Source organism: Burkholderia latens (genome assembly GCF_902499045.1).
Taxonomy (GTDB): domain Bacteria; phylum Pseudomonadota; class Gammaproteobacteria; order Burkholderiales; family Burkholderiaceae; genus Burkholderia; species Burkholderia latens.
On the sequence record NZ_CABVPL010000016.1, the window covers coordinates 16,444 to 30,469 of the forward strand.

At 67.3% G+C, this 14,026-nt stretch carries 9 protein-coding genes and 1 pseudogene; 7 read left to right on the forward strand and 3 right to left on the reverse strand.

The features are described from left to right. Positions 1 to 13 precede the first annotated feature (13 nt). Positions 14 to 2,319: pseudogene (locus BSE24067_RS13640) on the reverse strand (phosphocholine-specific phospholipase C). A 482-nt stretch (positions 2,320 to 2,801) separates the two neighbouring features. Here BSE24067_RS13640 and BSE24067_RS13645 point away from each other — a divergent pair. Both BSE24067_RS13645 and BSE24067_RS13650 read left to right on the forward strand, forming a co-directional pair. Next, the gene (locus tag BSE24067_RS13645; protein WP_151065023.1) at positions 2,802 to 3,302 is read left to right on the forward strand and encodes a GNAT family N-acetyltransferase; all 501 of its coding nucleotides are present in this window, start codon (positions 2,802 to 2,804) and stop codon (positions 3,300 to 3,302) included. Between the two features lie 528 nt (positions 3,303 to 3,830). Continuing rightward, a complete protein-coding gene (locus BSE24067_RS13650) occupies positions 3,831 to 5,426 on the forward strand; it encodes a thioredoxin family protein (protein WP_151065022.1) in 1,596 nt (531 codons plus the stop codon). A gap of 52 nt (positions 5,427 to 5,478) precedes the next feature. Here the strand turns inward: BSE24067_RS13650 and BSE24067_RS13655 are convergent, their stop codons facing one another. Beyond that, positions 5,479 to 5,730: a DUF4148 domain-containing protein gene (locus BSE24067_RS13655; protein WP_151065021.1), complete on the reverse strand. Its 252-nt coding sequence runs from the start codon at positions 5,728 to 5,730 to the stop codon at positions 5,479 to 5,481. 272 nt (positions 5,731 to 6,002) lie between these two features. After that, positions 6,003 to 7,406, reverse strand: coding sequence for a GntP family permease (locus BSE24067_RS13660; protein ID WP_151065020.1), 1,404 nt, complete (start codon positions 7,404 to 7,406; stop codon positions 6,003 to 6,005). A gap of 327 nt (positions 7,407 to 7,733) precedes the next feature. Between BSE24067_RS13660 and BSE24067_RS13665 the strand changes: the two genes are divergently transcribed. The 5 genes from BSE24067_RS13665 to BSE24067_RS13680 all read left to right on the forward strand — a co-directional run bounded on the left by BSE24067_RS13665 (position 7,734) and on the right by BSE24067_RS13680 (position 13,501). Then, positions 7,734 to 9,221, forward strand: coding sequence for a sigma-54 interaction domain-containing protein (locus BSE24067_RS13665; RefSeq protein ID WP_151065019.1), 1,488 nt, complete (start codon positions 7,734 to 7,736; stop codon positions 9,219 to 9,221). Between the two features lie 66 nt (positions 9,222 to 9,287). Beyond that, positions 9,288 to 9,827, forward strand: coding sequence for a BON domain-containing protein (locus tag BSE24067_RS13670; protein ID WP_151065018.1), 540 nt, complete (start codon positions 9,288 to 9,290; stop codon positions 9,825 to 9,827). Between the two features lie 61 nt (positions 9,828 to 9,888). Further along, positions 9,889 to 10,173, forward strand: coding sequence for a hypothetical protein (locus BSE24067_RS32510; protein WP_244122218.1), 285 nt, complete (start codon positions 9,889 to 9,891; stop codon positions 10,171 to 10,173). A gap of 102 nt (positions 10,174 to 10,275) precedes the next feature. Further along, the gene (locus BSE24067_RS13675; protein ID WP_151065017.1) at positions 10,276 to 10,572 is read left to right on the forward strand and encodes an H-NS histone family protein; all 297 of its coding nucleotides are present in this window, start codon (positions 10,276 to 10,278) and stop codon (positions 10,570 to 10,572) included. Positions 10,573 to 11,143: 571 nt separating this feature from the next. After that, positions 11,144 to 13,501: a GNAT family N-acetyltransferase gene (locus BSE24067_RS13680; protein ID WP_151065016.1), complete on the forward strand. Its 2,358-nt coding sequence runs from the start codon at positions 11,144 to 11,146 to the stop codon at positions 13,499 to 13,501. Positions 13,502 to 14,026: the final 525 nt, after the last annotated feature.

The window sequence follows — 14,026 nt, forward strand, 5'->3', positions numbered from 1 at the left end:
GGCGCGCGCGCCGTCAGAAGCGGTCGGCGAGCCCCATCGCCGGATCGCTGACCGAGTGCCGGCCCGTTTCGACGCGGCCGGCGATGCGGCGAGAGAAGCTCGCGTCGCTGTCGGCGGTCACGATGAAGTCGTACCAGTGGCCGGTCGAGTCGAGCTTCCAGTGCAGTTCCGATTGCTCGCCGGCGCGCACCGTGACCGTCCATGTCGTGCCCGCGTCGTTGCCGTGGCCGCGATCGTCGTTCGCGCCGCGGGCCGGCAGCGGGCCGTACACCTTGTTCGACTTCACCGTGAAGCGCACCGTGCCGCCGCCGTGGTTGCGCAGCCGCAGATGCAGGTTGCCGCTTGCGCCCGCGTAGCCGACCCGGATCTCCGGATGCGGCGCGCGCCGGCGAGCCGGGCCAGGTCGCCGGTGAAGCGGCGATGAAAGCCGTTCGGGCCGAGCACCCACAGGTCGTATTTGCCGCCGTCGTCCGCGCGTGCCGCCCAGTCGCCGTGCAGTGCCTTGCCCGGCTCGACGACGTAGCGGCGCGGCACGCGGTCGAGGTGCAGCTTGTCATAGACATGGAACACCGCCGCCGCGCGGCCGGTGTTCGAGAACTTCAGCGTGACGATGCCGTTGCCCGCGTCCGCTTGCGCGCTCGCATGCAGCTCGTACGGCAGCGCACGCGACGGACGCACGCCGATCGCCTGCGCGGGCAGCGACGGCGCGGCGGGCGGCGTGATCTTCGGCGCGGCCTGCTGCGCGGCGCTCAGCGCGTCGACCTGGCTCTTCGTCGTGCGGCCCGCGAGTGTCGGCAGCGGCTCGTGGTTCGGCGCGCGGAAGTTGAACGCGCTCGTCAGGTCGCCGCACACCGCGCGGCGATACGCGCTGATCTGCGGCTCGACGACGCCGAAGCGCTTCTCGAGGAAGAGCAGCGTCGACGTATGGTCGAACACCTGCGAGTTGACCCAGCCGCCGCGGCTCCACGGCGACACGACCCACATCGGCACGCGCGGGCCCGGGCCGTACGGACGGCCGTCGGCCGCGGGCTGGCTCGGCGTCGCCGGTGCGAAGTCGTGGTACTCGACCGCGACGTCGGCGGCCGCGAGCGTATGGCCGCCCGCGAGCGAGCCGTCCGCGTTACGCGACGGTACGGCCGGCGACGGCATGTGATCGAAGAAGCCGTCGTTCTCGTCGTAGTTGATCAGCAGCACGGTCTTGCTCCATACGTCCGGATTCGCGGTCAGCGCGTCGAGCACCGCCTGCACGTACCACGCGCCCTGTGCGGGGCTCGACGGCCCAGGGTGTTCGCTGTACACCGACGGCGGGATGATCCACGACACCTCGGGCAGCTTGCCGTTGCGGATGTCGTCGCGGAACGTTTCGAGAAAGCCGTACGGCATCGTGTTGCCGAAGCCTTTCGCGAGCGGGCTCAGCGGATCGTCGATTGCCGGATCGTAGAACGCGCCGGCCGCCGTCACCGGCTGCGTGATGTCCGTCGACGCGACATACGCGGGCCGGCGCGCGGCCGGCATTTGCTCGATGGCCGCGCGCCAGTGGCGGAAGCTCATCATCTCGTTGCAGCCGAAGTTGTCGATCAGGCTCTGGTACACCTTCCAGCCCACGCCGGCTTGCTGCAGCCGGTCGGCGTACGTCGTCCACGTCCAGCCCTGGCTCGACGGGCCGATGTCGTTGCCGCCGTTGAACTGGTTGTTCAGCGCGGCGACCTTCACGCGGCTGCCGTCGGCCGGGCTGATGCCGTTCGGGCCGTTGGTGCCGCTCCAGTAGAACAGCCGGTTCGCGATCGTGCCCGTGTGCATCCCGCAGTGGTAGTGGTCGCACAGCGTGAACGCATCGGCGAGCGCGCGCTAGAACGGCACTTCCGCCGCGTCGTAATAGCCCATCGACAGCGGCGTCTTCGCGTCGGGCCAGCGGTTCATCCGGCCGTGGTCCCACGCGGCCTGCGCGTCGGCCCACGTGTGCGGCGTGCCGCCCGCGCGCTGTGCGTTGCCCTGGCTCGCATCGAGGTGGTAAGGCGTGAAGGTCGTCGCGGGCGTCGTTTTCGTGTAGGTCTGGTGGAACACGTCGCGGCCGTTCGGCGACGGCACCGCGAAGCGGTCGCCATAACCGCGTACGCCCCTGAACGTGCCGAAGTAGCCGTCGAATGCGCGGTTCTCCATCATCAGCAGCACGACGTGCTTGACGTCGTTGATGGTCCCCGTTTCGTGAAACGCGGGAATCGCGAGCGCGCGGCGGATGCTCGGCGGAAACGCGGACAGTGCCGCGGCGGCGAGGCCGGAGGTGGCGGTCTGCTGGAGGAACTTGCGGCGTGACGTCATGACGTTCTGATCCTTTGAGAGGGGAGCGGTCTGGTTGTGCCCATGCGTCGCGTGCGTTCGAATGCGTCGGCCGTTGTCGCGGTCCTGCGCGCTGCATGCTCGTGATGCGCGGGGCAGGACGTCGGCACACGCGGGCCGGCGAGTGCCGGGCAGGGCGGCGCCCAGTTTAGGGAGCGCAGATGACGTCGACGTGATACGGAAGCGACATGACGTACCACGGTTGTTACGTTGCGTGCGCAACTAATTCAAGATGTGGCGTGACGAACCGGAACGGTCATGAATTACCGGTTTTCGCCGAAGCGACCCGGAAGGAATTGCCGATTGCGTGAAACTCGCGTGACGCCAGTTGGTTGCATGGGCAACGGCATCGTGTCGCTCATCGGTCATGTCTCGTTCGCTTGAAATCGGATAAGCTCGTTGCGTTATCCGCCGCGTTGCGGCGGCAACATCCGTCGTCCCGATATTTTCCACTCTACCCAGTGATGACCGATATCACGATCCGGCACAGCGAGACGCACGACGTCGACACGATCCGGCGAATCGCCGCGCAGCCCGCGGTGTATATGAATACGCTCCAGCATCCTTTTCCGTCGCACGAGAAATGGCTGCAGCGGCTCGAGCGCCTGCGCGAGCACGGTGTGAGCCTCGTCGCCGAAATCGATGGCGCGGTGGTCGGTCACCTCGCGCTGCACCCCGAACAGAACCCGCGCCGCCGCCATGCGGCATCGCTCGGGATGATGGTCGATGCGTCGCATCACGGGCGCGGCATCGGCAGCCGGCTGCTCGCGGCCGCGATCGATCTGGCCGAGAACTGGCTGAACATCACGCGCGTCGAACTGACCGTGTTCGTCGACAATTCCGCGGCGATCGCACTCTACGAAAAGCACGGCTTCCGAATCGAGGGCGAAGCGCCGGACTACGCGCTGCGCGACGGTGCATATGCGTCGGTATTTCAGATGGCGCGGATCAACGGAAGGCAGTAGAGCATGCGTGCGTGCGGGGCGCAGGCGTTGCGCGTCAGCGGCGGCATGTATGGCGATGCCGTGCGTCGTGCGCTGCGGCATCCGTGCGTGGAATCGCTCGGCAGGACGGAACGCTGTCGATGAAGTGCGGATGGCGCGCCGTGCGTCGTCGTGCCGGCCGGATATGCGTGCGGGTCCGCAATACCGAGCGTCATATCCATTCGAAAATTCGTTCGTTTTCAACCGGCCGCACGAATCGTATCGTCGAGCGATGTGCGCGTAGCAGCGATCGTCGCGGTTCACGCGGTTGCGCGGGGTGCGTCCTGCGCAGCGCAGGCAGGTCGCGCGTTCCAGTGTCGATGCGTGCGTGACGACCAGATCGATTCCGCGCCCGCGTCTCGCGCTCGCCGACGCCCGTCGCCGTCTCGTTGCTTCGTCGTGTTTTCGCTTCGCCGCTTCGCGCCGGCCGGTGTGGCGCCGCTGCGTGCCGCGTCGAACCGTCGCGCGACGCCGCTTCCCGCAACCGTCTCTTTCAACGGAACCCTGTCGATGAAAATCATGCTCCGGAACCTGACCGCCGCCTGCCTGCTCGCCGCCGCCGGTGCGGCGCTTGCCGCCAACGCGCCGCAGAGCGCTGCCGTATCGAGCCCGTCGGGCGATGGCGCGCATCTGCCGCCGGGCATCGCGTGGCAGCACGGCGACGTCGATGCCGCGTTCGCGCTCGCGAAGCGCACCGGCAAGCCGCTGCTGTTGTACTGGGGCGCGGTGTGGTGCCCGTCGTGCAACCAGGTGAAGTCGACGATCTTCAGTCAACAGGCGTTCAAGACGCGCTCGTCGTTCTTCGTGCCGGTGTATCTCGACGGCGATACCGAGAGCGCGCAGAAGGTCGGCGAGCGCTTCAAGGTGCACGGCTATCCGACGATGATCCTGTTCCGCCCGGACGGGACCGAAGTGACGCGGCTGCCGGGCGAAGCCGATCTCGACCGCTACATGCAGGCGTTGTCGCTGGGGATGACGGCCACGCATCCGGTGCGGCAGACGCTCACGGCCGCGCTGAACGGCGGTGCGGCGCTGACGCCGGACGAATGGCATCTGCTCGCCGACTATTCGTGGGACACCGACGGCGCGCTGCCGGTGCCGGCCGATCGTGTCGCGGTGACGCTGCAGACGCTGTCGCAACGTGCGCGTGCGGCCGGCGCTAAGGCGGATGCCGCGCGTTTCGCGCTGAAGTCGGTGGTGGTCGCGTCGTCAGACGATCCCGCGCAGGCCGGTGCGATCGACAAGCCGGCGCTCGCCGATGCGCTGCGTGCGGTGCTGCGCGAACCGGCGCTCGCGCGGGCCGACTCGGACGTGCTGGTCGCGGCGCCCGCGCGTGTCGTTGCGTACCTCGGCAGCGACACCGCGCAGCGCGCGACGTTGCGCGCCGCGTACGACACCGCGCTTGCGCGTCTGTCGACCGATACCACGCTATCGTCGATCGATCGGCTGATGGCGTTGCACGGCCGCGTACTGCTTGCGCGCGGCGGCGCACCCGGCGGCGCGCCGCTCGATGCGCCGGCGCTCGTCGCCACCGCCCGCAAGCAGATCGCCGCGTCGGTGCAGGGCGCCGCGAATGCGTACGAGCGGCAGGCGCTCGTCAGTGAAGCCGCGGACACGCTGACCGACGCCGGGCTGTACGACGAATCGGACGTGCTGCTGAAGGCCGAACTGCCGCGTTCGTCGACGCCGTATTACTTCATGTCGGGGCTGGCCGCGAACGCGAAGGCCCGCGGCGACAAGGCCGCGGCGCTCGACTGGTATCGGAAGGCATACGAATCGGCGAGCGGGCCCGCGACGAAGCTGCGTTGGGGCGCGACCTATTTCGCGAATGCGGTGGCATTGGCACCGGACGACTCGGCGCGGATCGAAGGGATCGCCGCAAGCGTGTTCGCGCAGGCCGGCAAGACCCGCGACGCGTTTTACGGGGCGAACCTGCGCGCGCTGACCAAGGTCGTCACGCAGTTGAACCGCTGGCGCGATGGCGGTGCGCACGACGCGTCGGTCCGGTCGGTCGTGAAGCAGTTCGACGGGGTGTGCGCAAAGCTGCCGGCGGGCGACCCGCAGGCAGCCGTATGCACGAAACTGATTCAGCCGGTGAAGGCGTGATGGTGTGAGGGCGCGCGGCCGGGGCAGCCCGACGCCGCGTTGCTGCGAAGGCTTACCGGCTCGATTCCGACGATGCGCCGCGATCGTTGCCGTATCCGGCATTCTGCTGGCGCGCGATCTTCGCTTCGGCGGACACGATGCTGGCCGGATAGAACCAGTCGCTCGGCTGGAAGCCGGCTTGCTTGAGCGCCTTCACTTCGGCGCGGACCTGTGCGCGCGTCAGCGGCGGGTTCGACTGCGCGTGCGCGGCGAGCGGCGCGGATACGGCCAGGGCGATGGCAATTGCAGGGATCAGGCGCTTCATGATCGGGAACCTCCATGTGTCCGTCTGCGCGGCCGGCCTTCGTTCGACGTCTTCGCCCGACGAAGCGGCAGCAGGTGGAGCCAGTGTAGGCCCCGCCACGCGCGGGAAAAACGCGATCGCTCCCAACGCAGTGTTCTGCGGGCGGTAACAATGTCGGGAGTGGCGAATGGCCGTGACGAGCAGAGGAAGACAGGAGGAACCGAGCGCCAGCCGCGTTGATGCGGCCGGCGAAGCCGGGCGGCGCTCATCGGAGCGCCGCCCAATGCCGGGACTTACACGAGACCCGTCGTGTAGTACACGGCGATCACGAAGAACACGGCGACCGTCTTGATCAGCGTGACCGCGAAAATATCGCGATACGACTCGCGGTGCGTGAGGCCCGTGACCGCGAGCAGCGTGATCACCGCGCCGTTGTGCGGCAGCGTGTCCATGCCGCCGCTGGCCATCGCGACGACCCGGTGCAGCACGTCCAGCGGAATGTTGGCCGCCTGCGCACCCTTGATGAACAAGTCCGACATCGCGGCGAGCGCGATGCTCATGCCGCCCGATGCCGAACCGGTGATGCCCGCGAGCGAACTCACCGACACCGCCGCGTTGACGAGCGGGTTCGGAATGCTCTTCAGCGCATCGCTGACGACGAGGAATCCCGGCAGCGCGGCGATCACGCCGCCGAAGCCGTATTCCGACGCGGTGTTCATCGCGGCGAGCAGCGCGCCGGCGACGGCGGCCTTCGAGCCTGCCGCGAAGCGTCCGCTGACGCGCTTGAACGCGGTCAGGATGACCAGCACGATGCCGAGCAGCAGCGCGGCTTCGACGGACCAGATCGCGACGACCGTCTTGATCGACGTCGTGACGGGCGCGTGCACGCCGGGCAGCACTTCCGGCGCGACCGTATACGACGCCGCGCCGTACCACTGCGGGATCAGCTTCGTGAACGCGAAGTTCGACACGCCGACGAGGATCAGCGGCAGGATCGCCAGCGCCGGATTCGGCAGCGACTTCGCTTCGACGCGCTCCGGTTCGTTGACGAGCGACGTGCCGTAGCCTTCGCCCTTCGCCATCGCCGAACGGCGGCGCCATTCCAGATATGCGAGACCGACGACGATGATGAACAGCGAGCCGATCGTGCCGAGCGCGGGCGCCGCCCATGCGGTCGTCTTGAAGAACGTGGTCGGGATGATGTTCTGGATCTGCGGTGTGCCGGGCAGCGAATCCATCGTAAACGAGAACGCGCCGAGCGCGATCGCGCCGGGCATCAGCCGTTTCGGAATGTTGCTCTGCCGATAGAGCTCCGCCGCGAACGGATAGACGGCGAACACCACGACGAACAGCGACACGCCGCCATAGGTGAGCAGCGCGCACACCGCGACGATCACCGCATTCGCGCGCGAGCGGCCGATATAGCGGATGGCCGCATGAACGATCGACTCGGAGAACCCGGACAGTTCGATCACCTTGCCGAACACGGCGCCGAGCATGAACACCGGGAAATAGAGTTTGACGAAGCCGACCATCTTCTCCATGAAGATGCCGGAGAAGACCGGTGCGACAGCGGCGGGTTCGGTCAAGAGGACGGCGCCGAGCGCGGCGATGGGCGCGAACAGGATCACGCTGTAGCCGCGATACGCGGCAAACATCAGGAACGCCAGCGCGGCGAGGACGATCACGAAAGACAAGGGAGTCTCCTAAAAGCTTGGAATGGCTTTGGTTGTTGTTCGATCGCGGAGCGCGCCGCGGACCGGCTCGGGTTCGTGCAGGTTTCGTGCCATCGGCCGCAATGCGCCGCCGGACGCGGATCGGGCGCGGGCGCCGTTGCCGCGCGCCGGCCAATGTCTGACGATTCTACATAAATCGTCTCGATCCGGAGACGAATTGGCCGTCAGGACATCCGTCCGCATCGGGCAGGGCTTTCCCGGACAAGGCATTCCGGCGTGTCTCCAAAGTGAGATAATTCGTCCCGTTATGGAGACACCCGGCCAAGCATACGCGGAGACGACGACACGATGATGAACGACTGGGTCCGCCTGCCCGTCAATTACGGCGACGTGCTGCGGCGCGCGGCGGAGTCGCTGTTTCGCACGTTCGAGGATTCGAGTGCGGGCACGGTGGTCGTCGATCGCGACGCGCGCGTCGTGTGGATGAACGAGCGCTATGCGGCGCGCTTCGGCTTCGCCGATCCGCAGCAGGCGGTCGGGCTCGACTGCGAGGCGGTGATTCCGAACAGCCTGATGCGCGAGGTCGTGTCGACCGGCCAGCCGATCCTGCTCGACATCATGGAGACTGGCCGCGAGCCGCTCGTCGTCACGCGCCTGCCGCTGAAGAACGAGGCGGGCGAGACCGTCGGCGCGATCGGCTTCGCGCTGTTCGATCAGTTGAAGACGCTCACGCCGATCTTTTCGCGTTACGCGCAGCTTCAGCAGCAGCTGATCGCGACGCAGCGCTCGCTCGCGCAGGCGCGCCGCGCGAAATACACGTTTGCGAGCTTCGTCGGCACGAGCGCCGCGAGCCTCGAAACGAAGCGTCAGGCGCGGCGTGCCGCCCAAGTCGATTCGCCGGTGCTGCTGCTCGGCGAGACGGGCACCGGCAAGGAACTGCTCGCGCATGCGATCCACGCGGCATCGGCGCGCGCGCTCCAGCCGCTCGTCACGGTGAACGTCGCGGCGATACCCGACACGCTGCTCGAAACCGAATTCTTCGGCGCGGCGCCGGGCGCGTATACCGGCGCCGATCGCAAGGGGCGCGTCGGCAAGTTCGAGCTGGCCGATCGCGGCACGCTGTTTCTCGACGAGATAGGCGACATGCCGCTGCCGCTCCAGGGCAAGCTGCTGCGCGTGCTGCAGGACAAGGAGTTCGAACCGGTCGGCTCGAACCGGATCGTGCGCGCGGACGTGCGCATCATCGCCGCGACGTCGGCCGACTTGCCCGCGCTGGTCGAGGCCGGCCGGTTCCGCGCGGATCTGTACTACCGGCTGAACGTGCTGACGATTCATGCACCGCCGCTGCGCGAGCGTGCGTCCGACATCGCGGCGCTCGTCTATGCAATGCTCGAAGAGCTGGCTGCGCAGCACGGCCGCGCCGCGCATTGCGAGCTGACCGACGATGCGTTGCGGATGCTGTGCGCGTACCCATGGCCGGGCAACGTGCGAGAGCTGCGCAACACGCTCGAGCGTGCGCTGATGCTGTCGGATCGAGCGGTGATCGACGCGGATGCGCTGGCGCCGTTTCTCGGTCCGGTGCGCGTGGCGCCGGACGGCGTGCCGGCGGGCACGCGCGCAGCGACGTCGCAGGTTGGCCGCCACGCGGACAGCGTGCCGGATGCGCATGGGACACCCGTCGTTTCGTATGCCGATGCATTGGCCGCGTGGGAGCGCCAGTTCCTGACCGACGCACTGGCCGCCTGCGACGGGAAGGTGGTCGACGCGGCCGCGCGCATCGGCATCGGCCGGGCGACGCTGTACAAGAAAATGACCGCGCTCGGCATCGATCGATAGCGTCGCGCAACGGGCGCGGCCCGACCCGATGGGCGCCAATGGTGACGTGCCTGACAGGAGACAACGATGAAGCGACTCGGCATCGCCGGATGGCTGGCCGTAGTGGTGGCGACGTCCTCGTTCGCGCAACCGGGCGTCGCGGACGCGCCCGCGGCGCGGCGCAACTGGTACGGCGATCCGTTCGTCGCGCTGTCGCAGGACTTCGCCGAGTGCCCGTTGCCGCTGGGCCCGTGGATGACGCGCGCCGAAATGGAAGACGACGCGCATTACCGCGTCGAGCGCGGGACCACCTGCTGGCTCGCCCATCGCTGCACGAAGCCGAATTCCTATATGTATGACGCGCCGATCGCCGCGGCCGCGAAGGCGCATTTCGCCGGCACCGATCGTCTGCACGGCACGAGCCTGTGGATCACCGTACAGCGGCGCTTCATTTACGTCGAAGGGTGCGCCGACCCGGCGTTCGACCGGCAGGCGCTGGCGCGCGAACTCGGCGCGCTTCCCGACGTCGAGCAGGTGTTCGTTCGCATCACCGACGATCCGCATCGCACGCTGCCGTACAAGACGCGCGGACAGCCGGAGCGTACGCCCGACCGTCCGTCCGACTGAACGCGGGAGGATCGCCCGTGGCATACTCGCGACATCAAAAAATCGGTTGACGGAAAGAATAATGAAACACATGCTTGCGTCGGTCTGTCGGTGGCCTCGAACGCATTGGCGTCGGGCCGGATTGTTGGCCCTGGTTGCGGGGCTCGGCGGGTGCGGTGGCGGGGCGCCGCTGTTCACGTCGGACGGGCGCCCGACTACGCAGGTGCAGTGCACCGGTAGCGACTGGAGCAATTGCACGGACAACGCTCGCGCCATCTGCAACGGGGAATTTGATGTCGTCCAGCAATCGACCGATGACGCCGTGCGAAATCTTCTCTTCGCATGCAAGAAGAAAAGCGGTTATTGATCCGACATGACTGGATGAGGAGATCATGATCGGGTGAAGCGCTTTTCTATTCGCTTGGAGTCGGCTATTTTTCATGAATAACACTCACGGAGTCCCATCCATATGGCGACCTACAGGCAACTGACAGCGCAGCTCGAAAGACTTCAGCAAAAGATCGAAAAGGAACGAGAAAAGGCGATTGCCGATGCGATTGCCACCATTCGGGCGAAAATCGAGGAATACGACATTACGGCCGAAGAGCTCGGGTTTCTTCCGGCGGGCAAGGCCGCTGCCGCTAAACCGAAGCGTCCGTTGCCGCCGAAGTACCGCAACCCGAAGACCGGCGAAACGTGGAGTGGCCGCGGCCGTGCGCCGGCATGGCTCGGCAAGAACCGCGCGCGTTTCCTGATCAAGGACTGACTCCCGAAAGTCCTCACCTTTCGTGCGCTCACTGACGGTGCGACCGGCCATGCGGCCGTCGCACCGTTTCGTTTTTGGGCCGCCGCGCCGCGACGGCGCATCGCAAATTGAATGCCAATGGCGCACGGTTAACGGATGCCGTTTTGCAAATTCGCTGCGATCAGACCGGATATCACGGTGAATTACGGTAAACAGCCGGCCAATTGCGCCGGATGCGTGTATTGGCATTCGCGATGCTGGCGGTGCTGGCCGATTGCCCGCTGCCATCACCTTTCGCGTATTGCGCCCGTGTGCCGGGTAATTCCCGAAAGTGCTCACCTTGGCTCCTGTAAATCCTCACCGTTGAACAGGCGGCAGGGTTGCCGCATCGTGCGACGTTCGCCGGTTGCAACGAGCGAAGGCGTCCGTGACGAGCCCATGTTGACGGCGCTGATGCACGTCGCACAGTCGGCCGTTCGGCATATAGGCAGCGGCATCCCGTTCGCCTATGCTTGGAGTTCGCATTGCCCCGCGCACGGCTGACCCGCCCGTGTGCGGGGCAGGCCGTCTTTCGATACCGTAGGGAGCCGATGTGACCGTTCGCCATCTCGATGCGTTGTTTCAGCCCAGGTCCGTTGCGGTCGTCGGTGCATCGTTGCGGGCGGGAAGTATTGGGGCGATGGTGTGGGCGCGCGTGCTCGACGGCGCGTTCGAAGGGCCGGTGTGGCCCGTCAATCCGAAGCACCGCGAGCTGAACGGGTATGCGGTCGTGCCCGACGTCGACCGGCTCCCTGCGCCGCCATCGGTCGCGGTGATCTGCACGCCGCCTGCCACGTGGGCCGGCATCGTTCGCAAGCTCGGCGAACTCGGCACGCGCGTCGCGGTGATCGTCGGCGAGGCGCGCACCGGCGCCGATCGCGCCGCGCTCGATCGCACGCTCAAGGCCGCGAAGCCGTTCGTGCTCCGTATCGTCGGGCCGGGCAGTCTCGGCGTGCTGTCACCTGCGCGGCGAGCGCACTTCGGCGCACCGGCCTATACGATCCGATCGGGCGGCGTCGCGTGGGTGTCGCAATCGAACGCGCTGACGAACGCCGTGCTTGGCTGGGCCGATGCGCGAGGCCTCGGCTTTTCGCACGTCGTCGCGCTCGGCGGCGAGGCCGACGTCGACGCGGGCGACGTGCTCGATTACCTTGCGAGCGATCCAGGCACGCGCGCGATCCTGCTCGAACTCGACACCGTCTGTGCCGCACGCAAGTTCATGTCCGCGGCACGCGCGGCAGCCAGGAACAAGCCGGTGCTCGCGTTGCGCACCGGGCGCGCGGATCCCGGCGACGCGCTTTATACCGCGGCGTTCCAGCGCGCGGGGATGGTGCGGGTCGATGCGCTCGATGATCTGCTCGACGAGATCGAGACGCTCGGCGTCGGGCGCGTCGCCGCCCGCGGCGCGGCGACGCTCGTGACGAGCGACGCCGGCGTCGCGAAACTCGCCGTCGATGCGGTCGCGGAGGTGCGCGACGTGCTGGCCGACTGGCCGGCCGCGGCAACGTCGGCGGTCGCTGCCGCGCTGCCGCATCTCGCAGTGCCCGGCAATCCGCTGACGCTCGGTGACGATGCGCTTCCCGAGCATTTTGGCGCGGCCATCAAGGCGCTCGCGCCGTTTCCGCAAACGGGCACGTTATTCGTCGTGCATTCGACGTCCCACAGCGCGCCCGCGGAAGCCGTCGCGCGCACGCTGATCGAATCGAAGCAGTACGCGTATCGCGGCATCCTCGCGTGTTTCTTTGGCGCCGTCGAGCCGGCAACGCGCGACGCACTGCATGCGAACGGCATTCCGGTTCATACGACACCGCAGCGGCTCGCGCGAGCATACGCACGACTCGTCGACTACAACCTTGGCCGCCAGTTGCTGATGCAAACGCCTGAAGGCACACCGCCGCAGCCGGCCGAGTGCGTTGCGTCTGCTCAAGCAGAGGCGCGCCGCATGATCGACGTCGGCGAACACGAACTGGCCGGTGCCGAGGCGTTGCGCTGGCTCGCTCACTTCGGCCTGCATGGCGAGCCGGCCGAGGCATCGGCGAGTGCGCGGGTCGTCGACGTCACGGTCGACATGTACGACGATTCGAACTTCGGCCCGGTGTTCCGTTATGTCGTGCCGCCGGCGGACGGTGTATCGGCACCGTTCGTCGTATTCGGGCTGCCGCCGCTGAACACGGTGCTCGCCCGTGCGGTGATGGAGCGCTCGCCGTATGCGCGCCGCGCGCCTGTGGAGCCCACGCTCGACGCGCTGACGGCGTTGTCGCAAGTCGTATGCGACGTGCGCGAAGTCGTCGCGATGTCGGTCACGCTGCGTGTGCTGTCCGATCGCGCATACGTCGTCGCGCCGCGCATCACGCTGGCGGCGGGGCGCAGCCGGCTCGCGATCATGCCGTATCCGCGTCATCTGGAGCAGACGCTCGAATGGCGCGGCGAGACCGTCACGATCCGCCCGATCCGTCCGGAAGACGAGGAAGCGCACAACGAACTGCTTGGCGCGATGACGCCGGACGATCTGCGGATGCGTTTCTTCGGTGCGGTGCGCAGCTTCGATCATTCGCAGGTTGCGCGCATGACGCAGATCGACTACGACCGCGAGATGGCTTTCATCGTGTCGTTCACCGACGTGTCGGGCCGGGCGCACACGCTTGCGGTGGCACGGGCGGTGGCCGACCCCGACAACGAGGTGGCGGAGTTCGCGATCGCGGTGCGGCCCGATCAGAAGGGCAAGGGACTCGGGCGGCTGATGATGACCCGCATCATCGAATATGCGCGATCGCGCGGTACTGCGTGGATGGTCGGCGAAGCGTTGCGCGAGAATACGGCGATGATCGGGCTGGCGAAGTCGTGCGGTTTCGCGGTGTCGACGACCGAGGAGCCGGGCGTCGTCGGGTTCAGGATGAAGCTGCAACCGTAGCCGCGTTCGCGCGGACGTTCGAGCGCGCGGCGATGTCGCGGTTGTTCGATACGTTACGCCCAACGCAGCCTCGCGACGACGCAGCCTCGCGACGACGCAGCCTCGCGACGACGCAGCCTCGCGACGACGCAGCCTCGCGACGCTTCGGGCTGCAAACAAAATCGCACGGAACGATTACACAGCGTCGCGACCCGCAGTGTCCGGCGAGAAATGGCCGAACGCCAGCAACATGGCAGCCGCGCGGAGCGTATGGCATGTACGGACCACTTCCCGCGTCGGCAGGGACTCGCCCAATATTCGGCCACGCTGCCCGGCGCATGCCACGCCCCGGCATCGGACACGACGCAAAGGTGAGATTTTTCGGGAGCGGGAAGTGAGCCTTTCCGGGAGCGGCAAGGTGAGGCGATACGGGAGCGACTGGTGAGCCTTCCCGGGAGCTACCGGTGAGCCGTTGCGGGACGCGCTGGTGAGCCTTTCCGGGAGGGCTTGGTGAGCGTCTGCGGGATACGTCGGTGAGGACGTTCG